This is a genomic window from Streptomyces sp. NPDC039462 (assembly GCF_055639375.1).
In genome coordinates, this window is the sequence record NZ_JBVKAO010000006.1 from 443,686 (window position 1) to 465,111 (window position 21,426).

At 72.1% G+C, this 21,426-nt stretch carries 20 protein-coding genes; 10 read left to right on the forward strand and 10 right to left on the reverse strand.

Annotated features, from left to right (window positions below):
* Positions 1-21 precede the first annotated feature (21 nt).
* On the reverse strand, positions 22-2,274 hold the full coding sequence (locus ACZ7LU_RS30375) for a protein kinase domain-containing protein (protein ID WP_471918554.1): 2,253 nt from the start codon (positions 2,272-2,274) through the stop codon (positions 22-24).
* Between the two features lie 625 nt (positions 2,275-2,899).
* On the opposite strand from ACZ7LU_RS30375, the gene ACZ7LU_RS30380 reads away from it, so the two are divergent.
* Entirely contained in the window at positions 2,900-4,483 is a 1,584-nt protein-coding gene (locus tag ACZ7LU_RS30380; protein WP_471145309.1) for a TROVE domain-containing protein, read from the forward strand.
* Positions 4,484-4,643: 160 nt separating this feature from the next.
* Positions 4,644-4,871 (forward strand): CarD family transcriptional regulator, encoded by a 228-nt coding sequence (locus ACZ7LU_RS30385; RefSeq protein WP_030784272.1) that lies wholly within the window; start codon positions 4,644-4,646, stop codon positions 4,869-4,871.
* A 108-nt stretch (positions 4,872-4,979) separates the two neighbouring features.
* On the opposite strand, the gene ACZ7LU_RS30390 is transcribed toward ACZ7LU_RS30385, so the two are convergent.
* The 8 genes from ACZ7LU_RS30390 to ACZ7LU_RS30425 form a co-directional block, all read right to left on the reverse strand.
* Positions 4,980-6,200: a TerD family protein gene (locus ACZ7LU_RS30390; RefSeq protein WP_471918612.1), complete on the reverse strand. Its 1,221-nt coding sequence runs from the start codon at positions 6,198-6,200 to the stop codon at positions 4,980-4,982.
* An 86-nt stretch (positions 6,201-6,286) separates the two neighbouring features.
* Positions 6,287-6,508: a hypothetical protein gene (locus ACZ7LU_RS30395; RefSeq protein WP_471918555.1), complete on the reverse strand. Its 222-nt coding sequence runs from the start codon at positions 6,506-6,508 to the stop codon at positions 6,287-6,289.
* Positions 6,509-6,562: 54 nt separating this feature from the next.
* On the reverse strand, positions 6,563-7,552 hold the full coding sequence (locus ACZ7LU_RS30400) for a zinc-dependent alcohol dehydrogenase family protein (protein ID WP_468560602.1): 990 nt from the start codon (positions 7,550-7,552) through the stop codon (positions 6,563-6,565).
* Positions 7,553-7,568: 16 nt separating this feature from the next.
* Positions 7,569-8,426: a carbohydrate ABC transporter permease gene (locus ACZ7LU_RS30405; RefSeq protein WP_471918556.1), complete on the reverse strand. Its 858-nt coding sequence runs from the start codon at positions 8,424-8,426 to the stop codon at positions 7,569-7,571.
* Positions 8,426-9,379 carry a carbohydrate ABC transporter permease gene (locus tag ACZ7LU_RS30410; RefSeq protein WP_470981223.1) on the reverse strand — a complete coding sequence of 318 codons (954 nt, stop codon included), beginning with the start codon at positions 9,377-9,379 and terminating at the stop codon, positions 8,426-8,428. The genes ACZ7LU_RS30405 and ACZ7LU_RS30410 overlap by 1 nt, the downstream gene beginning before the upstream one ends.
* Entirely contained in the window at positions 9,376-10,749 is a 1,374-nt protein-coding gene (locus ACZ7LU_RS30415; RefSeq protein WP_471918557.1) for an ABC transporter substrate-binding protein, read from the reverse strand. Before ACZ7LU_RS30415 ends, ACZ7LU_RS30410 begins: the two co-directional genes overlap by 4 nt.
* Positions 10,750-10,860: 111 nt before the next feature.
* On the reverse strand, positions 10,861-11,631 hold the full coding sequence (locus ACZ7LU_RS30420) for a DeoR/GlpR family DNA-binding transcription regulator (protein ID WP_468092887.1): 771 nt from the start codon (positions 11,629-11,631) through the stop codon (positions 10,861-10,863).
* A gap of 216 nt (positions 11,632-11,847) precedes the next feature.
* Positions 11,848-12,657 (reverse strand): NAD-dependent epimerase/dehydratase family protein, encoded by an 810-nt coding sequence (locus ACZ7LU_RS30425; protein ID WP_471918558.1) that lies wholly within the window; start codon positions 12,655-12,657, stop codon positions 11,848-11,850.
* Between the two features lie 230 nt (positions 12,658-12,887).
* Here ACZ7LU_RS30425 and ACZ7LU_RS30430 point away from each other — a divergent pair, with 230 nt between their 5' ends.
* From ACZ7LU_RS30430 to ACZ7LU_RS30440, 3 genes are all read left to right on the forward strand, one after another.
* Positions 12,888-13,853, forward strand: coding sequence for a 5-dehydro-4-deoxyglucarate dehydratase (locus tag ACZ7LU_RS30430; protein WP_471918559.1), 966 nt, complete (start codon positions 12,888-12,890; stop codon positions 13,851-13,853).
* Positions 13,850-15,034, forward strand: a complete 1,185-nt coding sequence (locus ACZ7LU_RS30435) for a hypothetical protein (protein WP_471918560.1) — start codon at positions 13,850-13,852, stop codon at positions 15,032-15,034. Before ACZ7LU_RS30430 ends, ACZ7LU_RS30435 begins: the two co-directional genes overlap by 4 nt.
* 118 nt (positions 15,035-15,152) lie before the next feature.
* Positions 15,153-16,511, forward strand: coding sequence for a S28 family serine protease (locus ACZ7LU_RS30440; RefSeq protein ID WP_471918561.1), 1,359 nt, complete (start codon positions 15,153-15,155; stop codon positions 16,509-16,511).
* Here ACZ7LU_RS30440 and ACZ7LU_RS30445 read toward each other — a convergent pair.
* Positions 16,486-17,706, reverse strand: coding sequence for an MFS transporter (locus ACZ7LU_RS30445; RefSeq protein ID WP_471918562.1), 1,221 nt, complete (start codon positions 17,704-17,706; stop codon positions 16,486-16,488). The two genes, ACZ7LU_RS30440 and ACZ7LU_RS30445, sit on opposite strands and share 26 nt — an antisense overlap.
* Positions 17,707-17,838: 132 nt before the next feature.
* On the opposite strand from ACZ7LU_RS30445, the gene ACZ7LU_RS30450 reads away from it, so the two are divergent.
* The 5 genes from ACZ7LU_RS30450 to ACZ7LU_RS30470 all read left to right on the forward strand — a co-directional run bounded on the left by ACZ7LU_RS30450 (position 17,839) and on the right by ACZ7LU_RS30470 (position 21,404).
* Positions 17,839-18,459, forward strand: a complete 621-nt coding sequence (locus ACZ7LU_RS30450; RefSeq protein ID WP_471918563.1) for a TIGR03086 family metal-binding protein — start codon at positions 17,839-17,841, stop codon at positions 18,457-18,459.
* A gap of 140 nt (positions 18,460-18,599) precedes the next feature.
* Entirely contained in the window at positions 18,600-19,391 is a 792-nt protein-coding gene (locus ACZ7LU_RS30455; protein WP_468317221.1) for an HAD family acid phosphatase, read from the forward strand.
* Between the two features lie 152 nt (positions 19,392-19,543).
* Positions 19,544-20,287, forward strand: a complete 744-nt coding sequence (locus tag ACZ7LU_RS30460) for a CPBP family intramembrane glutamic endopeptidase (RefSeq protein ID WP_471918564.1) — start codon at positions 19,544-19,546, stop codon at positions 20,285-20,287.
* A 14-nt stretch (positions 20,288-20,301) separates the two neighbouring features.
* Positions 20,302-20,646, forward strand: a complete 345-nt coding sequence (locus tag ACZ7LU_RS30465) for a PadR family transcriptional regulator (protein WP_468092905.1) — start codon at positions 20,302-20,304, stop codon at positions 20,644-20,646.
* On the forward strand, positions 20,643-21,404 hold the full coding sequence (locus tag ACZ7LU_RS30470; RefSeq protein WP_471918565.1) for a hypothetical protein: 762 nt from the start codon (positions 20,643-20,645) through the stop codon (positions 21,402-21,404). Before ACZ7LU_RS30465 ends, ACZ7LU_RS30470 begins: the two co-directional genes overlap by 4 nt.
* The last annotated feature ends 22 nt before the right edge of the window (positions 21,405-21,426 follow it).

Here is a 21,426-nt window from a genome sequence, read left to right on the forward strand (position 1 = left end):
ACAGGGCGACGCCGGGCGGGGTCATGTCCGGGTGGCCTTCGGGCCGCGGAGTGTGTGCAGGGTGCGGCCCGCGCAGACGTGGAACAGGCCGTCGTGCGCGGCCGCCAGCTTCATGTCGGACGCGGGGGCGATCGGCGCCGCCCAGGAGGCGTCACCCGTCCGTACGTCCAGTGCGTACACCCCCCACATTCCCTCGCCCGAGCCGCCCGGCTCCGGCCCCGAGACCAGCAGCAGGCCGCCCGACACGACCGGCACACCGTCCTCCACGTCCCGGAACCCGGGCCGGGACCACCGCCTCCTGCCCGTACGGGCGTCCAGCGCCTCGACGCCGTCCGGCGAGGAGGCGAGCACCACGCCGCCCGTGGCCCGCGCCGCGACGGCCGTGACCGCGCCCGCGGGCCGGTCCCACACGGTGCGGCGGGTCGCCAGGTCGACCGCCTCGATCCGCGCCTCCGACGCGAAGTAGCCGACTCCCTCGGCGCCGGGGTGGGCCTGCGGGCGGCGGGCGCCGTTCGCGACCTCCCGCTCCACCGTGCCGTCGGACGCCTTGAGGACGACCAGCGGATCGTGCCGCGCGTACCGGTCCGTGCCGGGGGACCCGGAGCTCCGGGACGCCGTGGCCACCGCTATCCGGCCGCCCGCGTCGTCCACGCCGATCACCCCCGCGGCGCGCCCTTCGTGGAACCACAGCTCGTCCCCCGTGCGCGCGTCGAACCCGTACGCCCGCCAGGGCCGCTCCAGCGTGCCGCGCCGCTCCTGCAGCGTGTCGTACGAGGCGTAGGTGAGGAGGCAGGCGACGCCGTCCGCGAGGGCGAACAGGCCGTTGCCGCCCTCCAGTTCGCTCGGGGGCGGGTCGAGGGGGCGGGGTGGCCGGTGCGGGTTGCGCGTCAGGACGCCCGAGGCCCACGCCTCCCGGCCGCCGGCCACGCGCAGCGCGATCAACTCGGGTTCGAAGAGGCTGTCCCGGAGTACGTAGACCAGGTCACCGCGCGCGTCGACGCTCCGCAGGTTCTCCTCCGGGTAGGTCCAGCGGAGCGTGTTGGTCTCGGCCTCCAGCCGGACGAGCCCCTTGTCGTCGAGTACGTAGAGATCCTTGCCGCTGCGCAACAGGGCGCCGCCGTACTCCACTTCACCGATCTCACGGCTCCAGATCACCTCACCGGCGGGCGGGCGGGGCTCGCCACGACGCCCGGCACCGGACGTGCCGCCCGCACTGTCCCCCTCACCGTTCAGCAGGACGGCCGCCGTCGTACCGCCCACGGCCGCGAGCACCCCACCACCCCAGACGAGAAACCGCCGCCGGGAGCTACGGCGCGGCGGCGGCGACGAGTCGGTGGGGCCGGGCCCGTCGCCGGGGTCGGGGGGCAGCGGCTCGTCGCCGCCGGAAGGAGGCGAACCGTCACCCGCGGGGCCCATCAGCTCCGCGACCTCGTCCTCCTGGCGGCGGATCAGGCCGGCCACCGGTTCCTGTTCCCACCAGGGCTCGGCCGGGGCGCGGTCGGCGCACCAGGTGAGTATCTCCGCGACCGACGGGCGGTCCGCCGGCGTGCGGGTCAGGCACCGGGCGAGGAAGTCCTCCCACTCCTCGTCCGGCACGCCCAGCAGGTCCGGGGCCTCGTGCAGCGTGCGGTGGAGGACCTCGGGGGCGCCGCCCGAACCGAAGGGGCCGCGCCCGGTCGCCGCCACCGCGAGGACCGCGCCGAGTGCGAACACGTCGGCGGCGGGCCCCGGCGGCCGGGCGTCCGGCGCCAGCTGCTCGGGGGCGATGAAGCCGGGGGAGCCGATGGCCTCGCCACTGGCGGTGAGGCTCTCGTCGGCCGCGCTCTTGGCGATCCCGAAGTCGATGACCTTGGGGCCGTCGCGGGTGACGACGACGTTGGACGGCTTCACGTCGCGGTGCACGAGCCCCGCCGCGTGCACCGCCGCCAGCGCCTCGGCGAGCGCGGCCCCCAGCGCGGCGAGCTCGGCGGGCCCGAGCGGGCCGTGCGCGGCCACCGCCTTCGGCAGGGTGGGGCCCGCGCAGAACTCGATGGCCAGCCAGGGCTGTTCGGCGTCCGGGTCGGCGTCGAGCACCGCGGCGGTGTACGGCCCCGTGACCGCACGCACGGCGGCCGTCTCACGGCGGAAGCGCTCACGGAACTCCGGCTCCGCGGCGAGGTGCGCGTGGACCGTCTTGACGGCGACAGGCCGCCCGGACGCGGACCGGGCGAGGTGGACGCGGCCCATGCCGCCCTCACCGAGCAGCGCGACGATCCTGTACCCGCCGACCTCCACGAACGCTCCTTCCGGCGGCCCCGCGCGGGCCCTTGGGACGACAGGACGAGCTGACGGACTGTGCGACGCCTGTGGGGCATCGTACGGTTGCGGCCGCCGGGAGATCAGAGGGCGTGAAAAACCTTTGGCGCCCCGCAGGTTCACTCTCCTAAAGTGATGCACGTCCAGGTGCGAAGGCAGGACCTACTTCCACTCCTAATGGGGAGGCCGCGGGTTCGATTCCCGCCGCCGGCACCGACAGGCCGGTGTAGCTCAGTGGCAGAGCACCATCGTCGGTTCCGCCGAAATGAACTCTGGACACCACAACTTCATACGTTTTCCTGCACCTCCCGGTGCGCAGGCAATGGCTACTTCCTTTCAAGAAATCACGCCACCGCCACTCTGATCTCGGGAGGCAGCAGCTGGTGTGTGCCCGGTGCGCAGGCAACGGTTACTTCATGGATCAGACGGTTGCGGGTTCGAGTCCCGTCATCGACTTCGGGTCGGTGTAGCTCAATCGGGTAGAGCATCCGACACAAGTCCGTCGCCGCTTCTGAACTCGGGCACACTCCTGCCGTCTGTCTCCCCCTCATCTCTTTGTGCGCACGTGCGCGCATTCGTACGCAATGAATTCGGGGGAATTCTCATGGCGCGTTTCAACACCAAGTCCGTCAAGGCGGCGGTGACTTCTCCGGTGAAGTCGACCGGCCGCACCACCCGCACGCACCAGGGCGGCCGCGGACACCTCCGCGACGCACGCTCCGAGCTTTTCCTGCTCGCGGTCGCGAACTTCGTCTCCCAGCAGACCTTCTACGAGACCGGCGACCGCCGCGACGACCGCTTCGCCGCGCTCGTCCGCCGCCTCGCCGTCGAGGACCCGCAGTGGACCGCGGGCCTGCTCGGCTGGCTGCGCGGCGACGGCAACATGCGGACGGCCTCGATCGTCGGCGCCGCCGAGTACGTGAAGGCGCGCCTCGACGCGCACGCCACCGACGGCCCCACGGGCCGCCAGGTCGTCGCGTCCGTCCTGCGCCGGCCCGACGAGCCCGGCGAGCTCCTCGGCTACTGGACGTCGACGTACGGCCGCGCGATCCCCAAGCCCGTCAAGCGCGGCATCGCCGACGCCGTGCGCCGCCTCTACAACGAGAAGGCCCTGCTGAAGTACGACACGGCGGCCAAGGGCTACCGCTTCGGCGACATCCTCAACCTCGTGCACGCGGCGCCCGACCCGGCCAAGCCCTGGCAGGGCCCCCTGTTCCGGTATGCGCTCGACCGCCGTCACCACCCGGAGACCGCGGTGCCGCCCGAGGGCGCGCGTGTCCTCGCCGCGCACCGCGAGCTGATGGCGCTGCCCGTCGCGGAGCGGCGCGCCGTGGTCACCGGCGAGGGCGGCGCCGAGCGGCTCGCCGCCGCGGGCATCACCTGGGAGGCGCTCGCGGGATGGCTGCAGGGGCCCATGGACAAGGCGGCCTGGGAGGCCGTGATCCCGTCGATGGGCACCATGGCGCTCGTCCGCAACCTGCGGAACTTCGACGAGGCGGGCGTCTCGGACGAGGTCGCGGCGACCGTCGCGGCCAGGCTCGCCGACCCCGAAGCCGTCGCGAAGTCGCGGCAGTTTCCCTTCCGCTACCTCGCGGCGTACCAGCACGCGCCGTCGCTGCGCTGGTCGTACCCGCTGGAGCAGGCCCTCGGCCACTCCCTCGGGAACGTGCCGTCGCTGCCGGGCCGGACGCTGATCCTGGTCGACCGGTCCGGTTCGATGTGGTCGCCGCTGTCCGACCGCTCGCAGCTCAACCGTGCCGACGCGGCCGCGATCTTCGGCACGGCGCTCGCGCTGCGGGCCGCCGACGCGGACCTGGTCCAGTTCGGCAGCAGCAGCGCGCGGGTGAAGTACCGCGCGGGCGAGTCCGTCCTGAAGATCCTCGGCCGCTTCGGCGACCTCGGCGGCACGAACACCACCGAGGCGGTGCGCCGCTTCTACAAGAAGCACGACCGGGTGCTGATCGTCACAGACGAGCAGGCGGCGTACAGCTACCACGGCGACCCGACCGAGCAGGTGCCTGCGGACGTCCCCGTCTACACCTGGAACCTGGCGGGCTACCGCGCGGGCCACGGCGCCTCCGGAGAGGGCAACCGGCACGTCTTCGGCGGCCTCTCCGACGCGGCGTTCCGCACGGTGGGGCTGCTGGAGGCGGGGGCGGACGCCGACTGGCCGTGGGCAGCCGCCTGAGATGCGTCACCGTACGTTTCCGTAGGGGTGCGGGCCGTCACGGCCGTACCCCGTTCGGGTCGTCCGCAGCGGGGGTTTGTGTGTCTGTTCCATACCGATGTGAAAGCGGTGTGAGCTCAGAGCATGGTGCGTCGGGTGTCCGGGGGCGCATACTTCAGATATGACGAGGCCCGCCGGCTCGCGCCGCCACCTGCCGAACAGTCCCTTCAATGTGCCCGCTCCGCCCGCCCCACCCGTAGAGCAGTTCGCCGTGGGTGACCGTGTCTCCCACGACCAGTACGGCCTCGGGAGGATCGTCGGCGTCGAGGGAGAGGACGCGGTCGTCATCGACTTCGCGGGCCGTCAGGGACGGTTCCTGAGTCCCTACCCGAAGCTGGCCAAGCTCTGACACCCGGCATCCTGACCTGACACGGCTGAGGGGCGGCGGACCGCACACGCGGTCCGCCGCCCCTCACTCATCCCTGCTCACTCCTGCTCAGCCCCGCATCCGCCGCGCCTACAGCGCCTGCGCCGCGGGCTTCACCATGCCACGCACCGTCCGGGACTTTACGAACTGTCCCATTCCGGTCATTTCCCACTCGCCGGTGAACTGCTTGATCAGCTTGGCCATCATCACGCCGGTCTGCGCCTCGGCGTTGGTCAGGTCGAAGCGGACCAGCTCCTCGCCCGTCGCCGCGTCGATCAGGCGGCAGTAGGCCTTCGCGACCTCCGTGAACTTCTGGCCGGAGAACGAGTTCACCGTGAAGACCAGGCCCGTGACGTCCTGCGGGAGGCGGCCGAGGTCCACGACGATCACCTCGTCGTCACCGCCGCCCTCGCCCGTGAGGTTGTCGCCGGAGTGCTTGATCGCGCCGTTCACGATCGAGAGCTTGCCGAAGTAGCAGCTGTCGACGTGGTTGCGCTGCGGGCCGTAGGCGATGACGGAGGCATCCAGGTCGATGTCCTTGCCGCGGAACGCCGGCTCCCAGCCGAGACCCATCTTGACCTGCGAGAGCAGCGGCTTGCCGCCCTTGACCAGGGACACCGTCTGGTTCTTCTGGAGGCTGACGCGGCCCTTGTCGAGGTTGATCTTCCCGGCGCCGGGCGCGGGGGCGGCGGGCGCCGCAGCGGCGGCGGCCGGCGGGGGCGGGCCCTGCACCGGCTGCCCCACCGGGGGCGCCATCGGAGCGGCCGGAGCCGCGGGGGCGGCAGGGGCGGCGGCGGGCGCGGCCGGGGCCGGCGCGGGCTCCTCCACCGAGACGCCGAAGTCCGTCGCGATGCCCGCGAGGCCGTTGGAGTACCCCTGGCCGACCGCGCGGGCCTTCCAGGCGCCGTTGCGCAGGTAGATCTCGACGATCACCAGGGCCGTCTCGGAGCCGAGCTGCGGGGGCGTGAAGGTGGCGAGGACCGAGCCGTCGTCGGCGTTGCGGATCGTGGCGGTGGGCTCGATGCCCTGGAAGGTCTGGCCCGCCGCGTCCGGGCTCGCGGTCACGACGATCTTCTCGATGCCGGGCGGCACGGCGGCCGTGTCGACGGTGACCTTGTCGGGGGTCGTACCGCCACCCGACTGGTAGGTCACGCCGGGGCCGGAGGGCTGGTTGAAGAAGATGAAGTCGTCGTCGGAGCGCACCTTGCCGTCGGCGGTGAGCAGCAGGCCCGATACGTCGAGCCGCACCGGAGCGGCGACGTCCACCGCCACGCGGGCGGCGGTCAGCGGGATGTTCGAGCCGGGGGTCATAGCTGTCATGCCAGGGGTAACGAACGATCCCGCTTTGCCGTTCCCTTACCCGGGCGGGGATTTTCCAGGGCCGGTGCGCGAGGGTGTCAGCCGCGGTTGCGCGGGTGGGCGCGGGCGGCGCGTTCGTTGCCGTGCTTGTAGTTGCCGGTCCAGCGGGCCATCACCAGCTGCGGGTCGCCGCTCGCCACCTCGGCGAGGAACTGTTCGGCGCGGGCGGCGCGGAGCGTCCCCGCGGCACGTCCGCCGTGGGTGATCACGAGAGTGCCGTCCGCGCGCTGTTCGTAGGTGAATCCATGAGGTCTCGGCATGGCCGGAGCGTACGTCCGGCCATGCCGCGCCGGTACCGAATTACGGCCCCGCCGTCACGGCACCACGACGATCTTGCGGCCCTTCCCGGCGGCGAACCGGTCGAGCGCCTGCGGGTACTCCGCCAGCGGCAGCCGGTCGCTGATGAACACGTCCGGGTCGAGCACGCCGTTCGCGAACAGTTCCGCGGCCCGTTCGTAGCTGTGCAGGACCGCCATCGAACCGGTGATCGTGATCTCCTGGTTGTAGATCCGGTACGGGTCGATGTTCACCCGCGTGGCGTAGTCGGCGACGCCGAACTGGAGGAACGTGCCCGCTTTGGCGACCCGTTCGAGGCCGTCCTGGATCGCGGCGGCGTTGCCCGTCGCGTCGATGACGACGTCCCAGCCCCGCGGCCGGTCAAGGTCGTCCGCGTTCGCCGCCGAGCCGGAGACGCCGAGGAGCCGCGCGGTGGCGAGCCGGTCCGCGTTCAGGTCCACGACGTCGACGCTCGCCGCGCCGGTGCGCTTGGCGAGCTCCAGCATCATCAGGCCCATCGTCCCCGAGCCGTAGATCAGCACGTGCGCGCCGAGCCGCGCCCGCAGCACGTCGTAGCCGCGGACGGCGCAGGACAGCGGTTCGATGAGGGCGGCGTCCTCGGTGCGGACGTGGTCGGGGAGGCGTACGCAGTTGGCGGCGGGCGCCACCGCGTACTGGGCGGCGCCGCCCGCGGTGGTCACGCCGATCGCCGCCCACCGTTCGCAGAGGTTGCCCCGGCCGTCGCGGCAGTAGCGGCACTCGTGGCAGTGCAGCGAGGGGTCCACGGCGACCCGGTCGCCGACGGCGAGCGTGCGGACGTCGGCGCCGAGCGCGACGACCTCGCCGGCGAACTCGTGGCCCGGCACGACCGGCAGGGTCGGCGCGAACTCGCCCTGGAGGATGTGCAGGTCGGTTCCGCACAGGCCGCACGCCGCGACCTCGACGACGACGTCGCGGGGGCCCGGGGCCGGGTCGGGCAGCTCCCCGACGACGGCCTTGCCGACGGACTCGATGATGGCGGCCTTCACTTGGCGGCTCCCTGGTTCATTTGACGGCTCCCAACGACAGGCCCTGGACCAGCTTGTCCTGGGCGGCGAACCCCGCGGCGAGCACCGGCAGGGAGATCACGAGCGACGCGGCGCACACCTTCGCCAGGAACAGGCCCTGGCTGGTGATGAAGCCGGTCAGGAAGACGGGCGCGGTCTGGGCGACGACGCCCGTGAGCACCCGCGCGAAGAGGAGTTCGTTCCAGCTGAAGATGAAGCAGATCAGGGAGGTCGCGGCGATCCCGGGGAGCGCGATGGGCGCCACCACGCGCGTGAGGATCGTCGGCAGCCGTGCCCCGTCGATCTGCGCGGCCTCGATGACCGGTTTCGGCACCTCGGCGAGGAACGACTGCATCATCCACACCGCGATCGGCAGGTTCATCGAGGTGTAGAGGAGGACGAGCAGCCAGATGTTGTCCAGGAGGCCGGTGTTCTTGGCGAAGAGGTAGATCGGGAGGAGACCCGCCACGACCGGCAGCATCTTCGTGGACAGGAAGAAGAAGAGCACGTCCGTCCACTTCTTCACGGGCCTGATCGACAGGGCGTACGCGGCCGGCAGCGCGAGGACCAGCACGCACAGGGTCGAGACGACCGACGCCACCGTCGAGTTGACGAGCGAGGGCCAGGGGCTCGCGCCGCCGCCGGAGCCGAAGAACTCCCGGTAGCCGTCGAGGGTGAGCGAGGCGGCGAGCGACGGCGGGTTGGTCGCGGCGTCCTCCTCCGAGTGGAAGGAGGTCAGCGCCATCCAGGCGATGGGCAGGAAGAACAGGATGCCGGCGAGCCAGGCGACGAGCCCCAGACCGGCTCCCCTGGCTCCCCTGGTTTCCTTGGTGCGACCGGTGCGTACGGTGCTCATCAGCGGGACGCCTCCTCACGGAACAGGGACGAGACGACTCGCAGGGCGAAGGTCGCGATGACGAGCGAGCCGATGACGACGAGCACGCCCGCCGCGGAGGCCAGGCCGTTCTCGTGGGCCTGGTAGAAGCTCTGGTAGACGGTGTAGGGCAGGTTCGCCGTGCCGAGGCCGCCCGAGGTGATGGTGAAGACGGCGTCGAAGTTCTGCACGATGTAGATCGAGCCGAGCAGCGCGCCCAGTTCGAGGTAGCGGCGCAGGTGCGGCAGCGTCAGATGGCGGAAGACCTGCCAGTTGCTCGCGCCGTCCATGCGGGCCGCCTCGATCAGTTCGGGGTCGCGGCTCTGCAGCCCCGCGAGCAGGATCAGCATCATGAAGGGCGTCCACTGCCACACCAGGGAGGCCTCGATGGCGAGGAGCGGGGTGTTGGAGATCCAGTCCGGCTGCGCCGCGGAGTCCCCGCCGACCCAGTGCAGCAGACCGTTGAAGAGGCCGTACTCGGGGTTGTAGAGCACGTGCTTCCACAGCAGCGCGGCGGCCACGGGGACGAGCAGGAACGGCGCGATGAGGAGGGTCCGGACGAGTCCGCGTCCCCGGAACTTCCGGTTCAGGAGCAGCGCGAGAACAAGGCCCGCGACCAGGCTCGCCAGGACGACGGAGGCCGTCAGGAGGATCGTGGTCAGGACGGACTTGCGCAGGTCGGGGTCGGTGAGGACCTCGGTGTAGTTGGCGAGTCCGGTGAAGCTGCGGGCGTCCGGGTAGAGGGCGTTCCAGTCGAAGAAGGAGATCACCAGGGTCGCCACGAACGGCAGTTGGGTCACGGCGATCATGAAGATGAGGGCGGGCAGCAGGGGCGCTCTGGTCGCCCAGGCGCGCAGCCGCCCCGTTCCCGGTGGCTTCGCGGCGGGCACGCGCGTGTGCCCCACGGGGGTGGTGGTGCTCGCGGTGGCGGTCATCGTCCCTCGTACTCCTCGGAGATCTTCTCGGCGAGGTCCTGCGACGTGGCCAGGGCCGCGTCGACGGACTGGCGTCCGGCGATGGCCGCGCTGATCTCCTGGGAGACCTTGGTGCCGAGGTCGGTGAACTCGGGGATGCCGACGAACTGGATGCCCGGCGCGGGGCGGGGCTGCACGCCGGGGTCGCGGGGCCGCGCGCCCTCGATGGCGGCGCGGGTGACGTCCTGGAAGGCGGCGGCTTCCTTGCGGTAGGCGGGGTTCGCATAGGTGGAGGCGCGCTTGCCCGCGGGCACGTTCGACCAGCCGATCTTCTCGCCGACGAGCTTCTCGTACTCCTTGCCCGACGCCCACGAGATGAACTTCCAGGCCCGGTCCGGGTTGCGCGAGGCCTTCTGGAGGCCCCAGGCCCACGTGTACAGCCACCCGGAGCTCTTCGTCCGCGCCACCGGGGCGGGTACGTAGCCGATCTTTCCCTTGACCGGGGACTTGGCGGACTCCAGCGAACCCGCGGCGGCCGTCGCGTCGTACCACATGGCGGTCTTGCCCTGGGTGAGGTTGTTGAGGCACTCGGCATAGCCGGACTGCGCGGCCCCGGACTGGCCGTGCTCGCGCACGAGGTCTACGTAGAAGCGGGTTGCCTTTTCGAACTCGGGGGAGTCCAGGCGGGCCTTCCAGTCCTTGTCGAACCAGGTGCCCCCGAAGGTGTTCACCACGGTCGTCAGCGGCGCCATCACCTCGCCCCAGCCCGGCAGTCCGCGCAGACAGATGCCCTTCATCCCGGGTTCCGCGCCGTCCACGCGGGCGGCGAGGTCCGCCACCTGCTGCCAGGTGGGGTGGTCGGGCATGGTCAGGCCGGCCTTCTCGAAGACGTCCTTGCGGTACATCAGGAAGGACGACTCTCCGTAGAAGGGCTGTCCGTAGAGCTTGCCGTCGTCGCCGGTGAGGGACTGGCGCATGGACGGCAGGATGTCCTTCTCGTCGTACGCCGTGTCCTTGCGCGCGTACGAACCGACCTCGTGCAGCCAGCCGTTCCTGGCGTAGATCGGTATCTCGTAGTTGCTGAGCGTCGCGACGTCGTACTGGCCCGCCTGGTTGGCGAAGTCCTGGCTGATCTTGTCGCGGACGTCGTTCTCCGGCAGGACGGTGAAGTTCACCTCGATGCCGGTCTCCTTGGTGAAGTGGTCGGCGGTGAGCTTGCGCAACTCCACCATCTGCGGGTTGTTCACCATGAGGACGTTGATGGAGTCGCCGCCTGAACCGGCCCCGCCGGCACCGGCCCAGCAGCCGGCGAGCAGCGGGGCGAGCAGCGCCCCTGCGGCGGCCGCGGCGAGCGCGCGCGGCCTCGGCCGCCGTCGGCTCGGGGTTCGCATGAGTGCTCCTGGACGTAGAGGGTCATATCGGGGTAATTGGCGCACTGCGGGGTGTGCGGAAGCCCGCGTCGGCCGTGCGGGGGGTGTGTTGAGGCGGGGAGGCGGCGGCTGTCAGACGCGGAGGACCTGCGGACCGAGGAGGGAGTAGCGGTGCGCTTCGGACGCGGGCAGGCGGCTGCTCGTGACGATCGTGTCGAGGTCGCCGATCCCCGCGAACCGGCAGAAGCTCGTCGCCCCGAACTTGGTGTGCACGCCCGGGAACACCGTGCGCCGCGACGCCCTGATGGCCTGCGCCTTCACCTCGCTGACCGCGGGATCGGGCGTCGTGAGGCCGTGTTCGCGGGAGATGCCGTTGGCGCCGATGTACGCCAGGTCGATGACGAACCCGGCCAGCATGCGGGTCGTCCAGTGGTCGACGGTGGCGAGGGTGCCCGGGCGCACCCGGCCGCCGAGCAGCAGGACGGTGACGTTCTCGGCCTCGGCGAGGGTGCCCGCGGTGGCCAGTGAGGCGGTCACGACGGTCAGCGGGCGGCCCGCCGCGGCCTCCGGCAGCGCCTCGGCGATCAGCTGGGGCGTGAAGCCCTCGTCGACGAAGACGGTCTCGGCGTCGCCGAGCAGTTCGGCGGCGGCGGCCGCGATGCGCCGCTTCTCGGGGACGTGCATGGTCGTGCGGAAGGCGAGGGTGGTCTCGAAGCCCGCGCTCTCCACGGGGTAGGCGCCGCCGTGGGTGCGGCGGACCAGGCCGTGGTCCTCCAGGGCGCGCAGGTCGCGGCGGACGGTCTCCTTGGCGACGCCGAGCTCGTCGGCGAGCGCCGTCACGTCGACGGAGCCGGCGTTGCGGGCCGCGTGGACGATCCGCCGCTGTCGTTCCTCCGCGGTCATCGGCGCCACCTGCTTCCCCTGGGTCTCGCGGTGCCCGTTCGGGCCCTGTGGGGAAGTTCTACAGCGCGGGCAAGGGGGTGACCAGGGTGGCAGCGGGCGCGATGCTGCCCGTTTGTGCCCGCTTGGTGGGGCGACGGCCTGTGCGGCGGGCCGCGGGCATGCCCGTTTCGGGGGCCGGGGCCGCCCGTTCGGTGCCCGGTCGGGGCGAGCGGGAGGTCAGTACGGCCACACGGGCGGGTTCGTGCAGAAGTGGCCGCCCAGGTGTGCGTGGTCCGGGTTCTCCGGGTCCAGTTCGCCCTGTTCGGCGATGAGCTTCTCCGCGTACGCCTCGGAGTCGTCCCGCGGGTCGTAGCCGAGCGCCCGCGCCGAGGAAAGGTCCCACCAGAGGCGGGTGTTGGCGGACGAGCCGTAGACCACGGTGTGCCGCACGTCCTCGGCGGTGAGGGCCGCGTGGAAGAGCCGAGCGCCGTCGTCGGGGCTCATCCAGACCGACAGCATCCGCACGCTCGACGGTTCGGGGAAGCACGACCCGATGCGGACCGACACGGTCTCGACGCCGTGCTTGTCCCAGTAGAACTGGGCGAGGTCCTCTCCGAAGGACTTCGAGAGCCCGTAGAAGGTGTCGGGGCGGCGCGGGGTGTCGACGGGGATCAGCGGGTCGTCGCCCCGGGGGCGCGGGGTGAAGCCCACCACGTGGTTGGAGGAGGCGGAGACGATCCGCCGGACGCCCTCCTCGCGGGCCGCCTCGTAGAGGTTGTACGTCCCTTCGATGTTGGCCTTGAGGATCTTGTCGAAGGTGGACTCCAGGGAGATGCCCGCGAGATGGAGGACCGCGTCCACCCCGCGCACGGCCTCGCGCAGCGCGTCCCTGTCGGCGAGGTCGGCGATGACGGCGTCCGGCTCGTCCGGGATCGGGCGCACGTCGAGCAGGCGCAGGTCGTAGCCGTACGCGGGCAGGAGCCCGCGCATCAGCGTGCCGAGTCCGCCGGCGGCGCCGGTCAGCAGGACGGTGCGGGGAGCGGGCATGCGGGGTCTCCTCGGGCGGGCGTATGCATCCACGTACAGGATTCACATCCGTGGAAACGCTAGAGATCGCCGTCACGTCGCGTCAAGGGGTCCTGACGGGGCCCGGACGCGGTAAATCCGCTCTTGGGCGGTGAGTTCGCGAGCTTGACCGGGCCGGAGAGGGCACCTTAGCGTGGATGCGTTCAGGGATATGGACATGGATCAGAAACGTGCACGCCTAGGGAGAGCCCGTGACGTCAGCCCCCCTCGCTTCCCGACTCCGCGTCCCCAGCGGGCCGCTGTTCTTCCCCGTCACGGCGTACGGGCCGGACGGCGCCCTCGACCTGGACACCTTCCGCGCCCATGTGCGCGGCGGCATCGAGGCGGGCGCGGCCGCGGTGTTCGCCTGCTGCGGCACGGGCGAGTTCCACGCCCTGACGCCCGAGGAGTTCCAGGAGTGCGTCGCCGCCGCGGTCGAGGAGGCGGCGGGCCGGGTGCCGGTGGTCGCGGGCGCCGGATACGGCACCGCGCTCGCCGTGCGGTACGCGCGCCTCGCCGAGGAGGCGGGCGCCGACGGGCTGCTCGCCATGCCCCCTTACCTCGTCGTCGCCGAGCAGGAGGGACTGATCAGGCACTACACCGAACTCGCCGCCGCCACCTCCCTGGACGTCATCGTCTACCAGCGCGACAACGCCGTCCTCACCCCCGAGACCGTCGTCGAACTCGCCCGCACGGACGGCGTCATCGGCTTCAAGGACGGCCTCGGCGACATGGACCTGATGCAACGCACCGTCAGCGCCGTGCGCGGCGAGGTGCCGGGCGACTTCCTGTACTTCAACGGCCTGCCGACCGCCGAGCTGACCGCCCTCGCCTACCGCGGCGTCGGCGTGACCCTCTACTCCTCGGCGGTCTTCTGCTTCGCGCCCGACATCGCGCTCGCCTTCCACCGCGCGTTCAACGCCGGTACGCCGGAGGGGGACGCCACCGTCGACCGCCTCGTCGACGGCTTCTACCGGCCCTTCGTGGAGCTCCGCGCCCTCGGCCGCGGCTACGCCGTCTCCCTCGTCAAGGCGGGCGTCCGGCTCGGCGGCCTGGACGTGGGTCCCGTACGGCCGCCACTCCACGAACCAGCCGGCGAACACGTCAAGCGGCTCGCCGAACTCGTCGAACGCGGGCGGGAGCTGGTCGGCGGCGCACACCCCGGAGCGGGCGCGTGAAGGCCGCCGCGTTCCTCTACCCCTGGGACGTCGTCGGCGACCCCGACGCGCCCGCCCGCCTCGCCGCCCTCGGTATCCGCCAGGTCACCCTGGCCGCCGCCTATCACTCCACGCGCGCGCTCACCCCGCGCCACCCGCGCCACCGCGTCGTCACGGCCGCGCACGCCGCCGTGCTCTACCCGCCGGGAGACCGCTGGCAGGGCCGCACGCTGCGCCCGTACGCCGCCGGGGAGTGGGCGCCGGGTGATGCCTACGGAGAGGCGGCACAGGCACTGACCGACGCCGGGCTCGACGTGCACAGCTGGGTCGTCCTCGCCCACAACTCCCGCCTGGGCGACGACCACCCGGCGACCTCGGTGGTCAACGCCTACGGAGACCGCTATCCCTGGGCGCCCTGCATCGCGCAGCCCGCCACGCGCGCGTACCTGACCGACCTCGCCGCGGAAGCCGCCGTGCGCCCAGGAACCGGGACGCGCGGCACCGAACTGGAGTCCTGCGGCTGGTACGGCCTCGCGCACCTGCACGCCCACGACAAGATCGCGGGCGTCACCCCCGGCGAGGCCGGGCAGTACCTGATGTCGCTGTGCTTCTGCGTCTTCTGCCGGGAGGGGTACGCCGGACAGGGCCTCGACCCGGACGAGCTGGCGGCCGTCGTCCGCCGCGCCTTGGAGCCCGTGTGGCGCGGCGGAGACCAAGGCGAGGACGGGGACGCGGGCTGGGCGGGCGTCGAAAAGCTCATCGGCGCCGGCCGGGCGGCGGCCACGCGCGCGTGGCGCGAGAAAACCGCCCGCACCCTCCAGGAGGCCGCCGTCGGCGCCGTCCGCGCGGCGGCGCCCGCCGGTTTCCAGGTGCTGCTCCACGCCGACCCGGTGACGTACCACTGCGGCGCGAACGCGGGCGTCAACCCGGCGCACGTCCTCTCCGTGGCCGACGGCGTGGTCGTGCCCTGCACGGGCGGCGCCCACCTCCTGGAGCCGTTCGCCGCGCAGGGGAGGGACGGGGCGGTCCTCGCCGCCAACCTCACCGTGGTGAGCGGCATGGGCGGCAGCCCCGCCACCCTCGCCGCCGACGCGGCACGCGCCGCCGGCCTGGGCGCCACGGAACTGCGGCTCTACCACGCCGGATTGGCCTCGGACGCCGACCTCGCACACGTCGCGGAAGCCCTGTCGCATCCGGAGTGATCGCCGGTACGATCCGCGCACCACAACCGTCGCGCCCCTACCAGGGACATCCCCTGCCAGGGACACCCCCGGATCAGGGGCGACAGATCCCCGAACCGGGGGACAGAGGGGGAACAAGGTGCGCCACAAGGGGATATCCGCGCTGGTCTGTGCCGGACTGATGGCGGGTGCCGCGGCGCTCGGCGGCGCGACGCCCGCCGCCGCGGCACCCGCGGGCCCGGCGTCGGCCGGCGACAGCGGGACGCCGTCCGACCTCCGCGAACGCCTGGAGCGAATACCGGGCATGACGGTGGTCTCCGTCGCGGAAAGGGAGGGCCACCCCCTCTACACGCTCACGTACAAGCAGCCCGTCGACCACCGCAGGCCCCACGGCGCCACCTTCACGCAGCGCGCCACGCTCTGGCACAAGGCCACGGACAAGCCGACCGTCCTCTACACCGGCGGCTACACCCTCCCCGGCGGCACCGCCTCCCTCACCCGGCTGATCGACGCCAACCAGGTCGCCGTCGAGCACCGCTACTTCGCCGAGTCACGGCCCAAGGGCGCCGCGGGCGACGACTGGTCCAAGATGACCGTCCAGCAGGAGGCCGCCGACGAGCACCGCCTCACCCGCGTCCTGCGCACCGTCGAGAAGGGCAAGTGGCTGGGCACCGGCGCCAGCAAGGGCGGCATGACCGCGACGTACCACGAGCGCTTCTACCCCGAGGACCTCGACGCCGTCGTCGCGTTCGTCGCGCCCAACGACGCGAACAACCGCGACGACAGCGGCTACGAACGCTTCTTCAAGACGGTGGGCACCAAGGAGTGCCGGGACGCGCTGAACGCCGTGCAGCGCGAGATGCTCGTACGCCGCGACGCGCTGCTCCCCAAGTTCGAGGCGGACGCGAAGGCCAACGGCGACACCTTCGAGGAGACCCTCGGCACCACCGACCGCGCCTACGAGTTCGCGGTCCTCGACCAGGTGTGGAACTTCTGGCAGTCGGGCACCGCCGCCGACTGCCCGACGGTGCCCGACGCGAAGAAGGTCACCGACGACGAGCTCTACGACTGGTCGAAGAAGCACGGCTTCAGCGTCTACCAGGACGAGTCCCTCGGCACCAACGGCTCGGGCCCCTACTACCGCCAGGCCGCCACCCAACTCGGCTGGGCCGACCTGAAGTTCAAGCACCTCAAGGGCGTCCGCAACCACCCCGACATCTACCAGCCGAACTCGGTCCTGCCCGCCGCCATGCGCGGCACGTACGACAACAGCACCATGGCCGACGTCGACCGCTGGGTGAAGACCCGCGGCCGCCACATGATGTTCATCTACGGCGAGAACGACCCGTGGAGCGCCGAGAAGTTCACCCCCAGCCGCCACGACTCCCACCGCTACGTGGTCCCCGGCGCCAACCACGGCGCCTCGATCACCAAGCTGCCGGCAGCCGAACAGGCACAGGCCATCAAGACCATCAAGCGCTGGGCCGACGTGAAGTAACCCGCCCCCCGGACACCGGACCCCGGGACCTCAGCAGGGGCGCGGCGATCAAGAGTCGTGCCCCCGCGAGGACCGGGAGCAGCACATGAAAGTCGACGCTCTCCACGAGCGCCGCGCCCGCCGCGATGCCCAGTGCTGTCGGCGTGAACATCAGGGTGTTGGCGGTTGCCGCCGCCCTGCCGAGGAGTGCGTCGGGTGTCTCGCGCTGTACCGCCGTCAGGCCCGCGATCAGCGCGCAGGGCAGTCCGATGCCGTTCGCGAGGCTTCCGGCGAGGACCGCGGCGTCGTGCGGCAGTGCGGTCAGTGCGGCGGCGGCGCCGGTCAGGGCGATGCCCGCGCCGCCGAACCGCCGCGCCCCGAACCGCCGCATCAGCGTTCCCGACGCCACGCCCACCGCGACGGAACCGACGCCCTGTGCGACGTACAGCACCCCGGTGTACGCGGGGGAGCGGCCGAGTCCCTCGACGACGGCGTAGACCAGCGCGCCGCTGATCCCCGAGGTCAGCATCGTCAGTCCGGCCGCCACCACGAGGGGGCGCAGCCGCTCGTGGTGCCACAGGTACCGCGCGCCCTCCGCGGTCCGCGCCCGCAGTGGCGTGGGGTCCGGCGCCGGTACGCCCTCCCGGACCCGCAGCAGCGCGAACATCCCGGCCGCAAGGACGAACGTCACCGCGTCCAGGAACGCCACCCGCGCGCCCCCGTACGCGGCGAACAGGCCCGCCCCCGCGAGCGGCGCCACCAGCTTCATGCCCTCGTTCGCGGACATCCGCAGGCCGTTGAAGTCGCCCAGCAGATCCTTGTCGACGGCCGTCGCGACCAGGGCGGCCTCCGCCGCGTCGGTGACGACGCCGCACGCCCCGTACACCAGGAGGACCGCGAAGAGGATCCACAGCCGTCCGGCGGTGTCGACGGTGAACAGGGACAGAAGGAGTGCGGCGAGCGCGAGGTTGGCGGTCACCAGGAGCGGTCTGCGGCGCGTGCGGTCGGCCAGGGTGCCGAGCAGCGGGCCGACGAGAGTGGGGGCCCACAGCGCGAACTGGCAGAGCGCGGCGAGCCCGTCGGACCCGGTGAGCTCCTTCACCCAGATCCCGGAGGCCAGCCACAGCGCGGAGCTCCCGAAGCCCGAGACCACCACGGCGCCCAGATAGAGACCCGCGTTGCGGTCCCGCAGGACGCGTCCGATCGTCGATGTCATGCCTGGTGATGCTGGTTCCTGAGGCCCCCGCGCCGGTATCGGGAGCATTCCCTATGGATCCGCGATGAGTTCGGGGCAGGTGCGGAGTCCACAAGGGGAGACGTACCGACACCGCCCCCTCAGGAGGCCCCCATGACCGACATCCTCGACCTCGGCCCGCAGGCCCGGCTCGTCGCCCGGATCGCCGACGGCGTCACGGACGACCAGCTCGCGGCGCCCACGCCCTGCCCCGAATACGCGGTGCGCCATCTGCTGGGCCATGTCCTCGGCCTCTCCGTGGCCTTCGGCCAGGCCGCGCGCAAGGAGTTCGGACCCGGCCTCGACCAGGACCCGGGGAGTTTCGTGCCGGACATCGGGCCGGGCTGGCGCGGCGAGCTGCCGAAGGCGCTCGACGCCCTCGCCGACGCCTGGCGCTCCCCGGCGGCCTGGCAGGGCATGACCCGTGCGGGCGGCGTCGACCTGCCGGGCGAGGTCGCCGGCCTCGTCGCCCTCGACGAACTCGTCGTGCACGGCTGGGACCTGGCGCGCGCGACCGGGCAGGAGTACGCCCCCGACGAGGCGAGCCTGGAGGCCGCGAAGGCACTGCTCACGCCCGAAGGGGGCGCCGAGGCGGACGCCGACGGGGGAGGGCTGTTCGGTGCGCCGGTTCCGGTGCCGGACGACGCGCCTCTCCTGGACCGGGTGATCGGTCTCAGCGGCCGCGACCCCGGCTGGCGGCCGCAGGGGCAGGGGCAGGCGCCGGGGCAGGGCTGAGCGCGCTCCGGGCCCGGCGCGAGCCGCGTGTGCTCCAGGTATGGATCAGGTAAAGGGTCGTCCCACGGTCTCCCCACACCCGGGTCGATGCGCGTAGACAGTCCTTGACCTGCCCGAACCCTGATGCGGAGACGCAACACATGCGGAAGTCCCTACGCGTGGCCGGCCTGGCCACCGCCTGCACCGTCGCCGGTGCCGCCCTCTACACCGCCGGTGCCGCCGGAGCCGACCAGGCCCCGCCGCGGGCCACCAAGGAGCCGCACAACATAGGCCTCCTCGTCGGCGAGATCGACGCCTACTACGGCGCGGCCAAGGGGGCGGACGGCGTGTGGAGGTCCTCGCCCGACAGCCCGTACGCCAAGGACCTGGCCCGCATCCAGGCCAAGGCGAAGAAGGACATCAAGAAGGCCGCGCACCACGCCCGGCACGGCAAGAAGCCGGCGATCGTCCTCGACGTCGACGACACGGCGCTGCTCAGCTTCGACTACGAGAAGTCGACCAACTACACGTACAACAACGACAGTTGGTACGCCTACGTCAAGGAGGCCAAGCGCCCCGCCGTCTTCGGCATGCCGCAGCTCGTGAAGTACGCCAAGAGCAAGGGCGTCGAGGTCTTCTTCCTCACCGGCCTCGCCGAGTCGCTGCGCGAGGGCGCCGTCACCAACCTCGCCAGGGCGGGATACGACACGGCGCTCGACCGCACGCACGTCTTCACCAAGGACAAGACGAACCCGCCCGCCTACCTGAAGGACTGCGCGACGCCCGCCGCCTGGAACTGCACCACCGTCCAGTTCAAGGAAGGCACGCGCAAGTACATCGAGTCCACCGGCTACAACATCGTCGGCAGCTTCGGTGACCAGGTGAGCGACCTCGAAGGCGGCTACGCCGACAAGACGTACAAGCTCCCGAACCCGACGTACTACGTCGGATAGGGCAGGTCGACCAGGGTCCCCGGATGGTCAGCTCCCCGAGATAGGTTGCATTCCTGACTAGGTCGCCATACGGTCTAGGTAGCTCAGACGCACAGGGGTGGTGCGGCGTACGCCAATGCGCGCCGCACCACCCCCTCGGGAAGGGGGATCCCATGACCATCACGACGGACTTCGCGCCGGACTTCTCGGCACCGTCCACCGCCGTCGCGGCCGCGCTCGCCGCCTATCTGCTGCTCGGCGAGCCCTGGGCAGGCCGCCGTATGTACGAGTCGCTGGCCCGGCGCAGGGACACCGAACCCCGCGCCCTCGTCCGCTACTACGGCCTCGTGCTCGCCCTGTGGTGGGCGTTCGCCGCCCTCGCCGGCGCGGCCTTGCTCCTCTCGCCCGGCACCGCCGCCGCCGACCTCGGCCTCGCGCTGCCCGAGCGGCCCGCCTATACGATCGCCACGATCCTCCTCACCGGCGCGGCCGCGGTCGCCTCCGGACGGAACTTCCGCGACCTCGCCGAGCGCGGCAGGAACGTGCCCGGGCTCGCCGCCATCGAGGCGATGCTGCCGCGCACGCCCGAGGAGCGCAGGCTCGCGATCGCCGTCGCCGTGTCCGACGGCGTCTGCGCCGAACTGGTCTACCGCGGCCTGCTCATCGCCTTCGGCGTGGGAGCGCTCGGACTCGACCTCTATGTGGCGGCGGCCCTGTCGATCCTCGTCTACGCGCTGGCCGGCTTCTACCAGGGCCGCCGGGGCGTCCTCGTCTTCGCCTTCTTCGGCGCGGTGTTCACCGGGCTCTACCTCGCCACGGGCAGCCTGCTGCTCCCCGTCGCCGTGCACGTCTACCTCTCCGTACGCGATCTGACGCTCCCCGCGCCCGAGAAGCCGCACCCGGCAACCGCCGTCTGAAAGGCAGACCCGCAGTGACGACCGACCGCCGCGCCAGCTGGTTCAAAGGCGTACTCGACCTCCTCGTGCTCGCCGGCCTCACCGACGGCGAGAGCTACGGCTACGAGATCGCCAAGATGCTCGGTGCCGCCGGCTTCGGCCAGATCAAGGGCGGCACGCTCTATCCGGTGCTGAACCGCCTGGAGGAGGCGGGCCTCGTCGCCGCGGAGTTCCGCGCCGCCGAGAAGGGGCCCGGGCGCCGCTACTACCGGCTCACCGACGCCGGCCGGGAAACCCTCGGCGAGCAGGGCGGGCTGTGGCTCGCCTTCGACGGATCCGTACGAGAAGTCCTCGCGAGGGCCGGAGTGGAGACACGATGAAAGCACAGCACACACAGCACGCGACGGACGGGCAGGACGGCTACCTCGTCGAACTCGCCGAGCGGCTGCGGGCGCAGGGCCTGCCCGCCGACCGCGTCGAGGCGACCGTCACGGACCTCGCCGCCCACCTGGAGGAGTCCGGGGCCGAGGACGCGGAGGCCGAGTTCGGGCCCGTCGAGGAGTTCGCCGCGCAGCTGGTGCCCGCCACGGGGGAGCGGGCACCGCAGGCGCCGGACGAGCGGGTGGAGACCTGGCGCTGGACCGCCGACACGTACGTCGACGAGGAGCTCCTGAACCGCTTCGGCGACGAGGGCTGGGAGGTCGAGCGGGTCGACGCCCTCGGCCGCTTCGTCAGCCACCGCGACGTGACGCAGCCGCAGCGCTGGGAGTACCGGCGCGAGCTGGTCACGCGCGGCCGCGAAGATCTGGACGAGCGGCTCGCCCCCGACGGCTGGGAGCTGTGCGGCGAGTGGATCGTCTACGCCTGGTACAAGCGCCCCAAGGCCGCGAGCATCGGCCCCGCGGCCCGGCTCACGTCCACCCCGCCGGCCCCGGCTCGCTCCCGCTTCTTCAGCCGGAAGTTCTACGCCCTGCTTGCCGTCCTCGCCGCGGCCGTGGCGGTCGCGGGGGCGGCGGTGGCGGCCGACGAGAACGACGCGGCGTCCGGTGCGGGCTTCGCGGCGGGCCTGCTGACGGGCGCGGCGGCGGTCGTGGCGCTCGCGTGGGGAGTGTCGAGGTGGCGGGGGCGCCGGGGGTAGGACACGTCCGCCCCCGGGGCCG

Coding starts and splice junctions, on each gene's coding strand:
- ACZ7LU_RS30380 (WP_471145309.1), top strand. CDS start 2,900: ATGGCGCGTTTCAACACCAAGTCCGTCAAGGCGGCGGTGACTTCTCCG.
- ACZ7LU_RS30385 (WP_030784272.1), top strand. CDS start 4,644: ATGACGAGGCCCGCCGGCTCGCGCCGCCACCTGCCGAACAGTCCCTTC.
- ACZ7LU_RS30390 (WP_471918612.1), bottom strand. CDS start 6,200: ATGACCCCCGGCTCGAACATCCCGCTGACCGCCGCCCGCGTGGCGGTG.
- ACZ7LU_RS30395 (WP_471918555.1), bottom strand. CDS start 6,508: ATGCCGAGACCTCATGGATTCACCTACGAACAGCGCGCGGACGGCACT.
- ACZ7LU_RS30405 (WP_471918556.1), bottom strand. CDS start 8,426: ATGAGCACCGTACGCACCGGTCGCACCAAGGAAACCAGGGGAGCCAGG.
- ACZ7LU_RS30410 (WP_470981223.1), bottom strand. CDS start 9,379: ATGACCGCCACCGCGAGCACCACCACCCCCGTGGGGCACACGCGCGTG.
- ACZ7LU_RS30415 (WP_471918557.1), bottom strand. CDS start 10,749: ATGCGAACCCCGAGCCGACGGCGGCCGAGGCCGCGCGCGCTCGCCGCG.
- ACZ7LU_RS30420 (WP_468092887.1), bottom strand. CDS start 11,631: ATGACCGCGGAGGAACGACAGCGGCGGATCGTCCACGCGGCCCGCAAC.
- ACZ7LU_RS30425 (WP_471918558.1), bottom strand. CDS start 12,657: ATGCCCGCTCCCCGCACCGTCCTGCTGACCGGCGCCGCCGGCGGACTC.
- ACZ7LU_RS30445 (WP_471918562.1), bottom strand. CDS start 17,706: ATGACATCGACGATCGGACGCGTCCTGCGGGACCGCAACGCGGGTCTC.
- ACZ7LU_RS30450 (WP_471918563.1), top strand. CDS start 17,839: ATGACCGACATCCTCGACCTCGGCCCGCAGGCCCGGCTCGTCGCCCGG.
- ACZ7LU_RS30455 (WP_468317221.1), top strand. CDS start 18,600: ATGCGGAAGTCCCTACGCGTGGCCGGCCTGGCCACCGCCTGCACCGTC.
- ACZ7LU_RS30460 (WP_471918564.1), top strand. CDS start 19,544: ATGACCATCACGACGGACTTCGCGCCGGACTTCTCGGCACCGTCCACC.
- ACZ7LU_RS30470 (WP_471918565.1), top strand. CDS start 20,643: ATGAAAGCACAGCACACACAGCACGCGACGGACGGGCAGGACGGCTAC.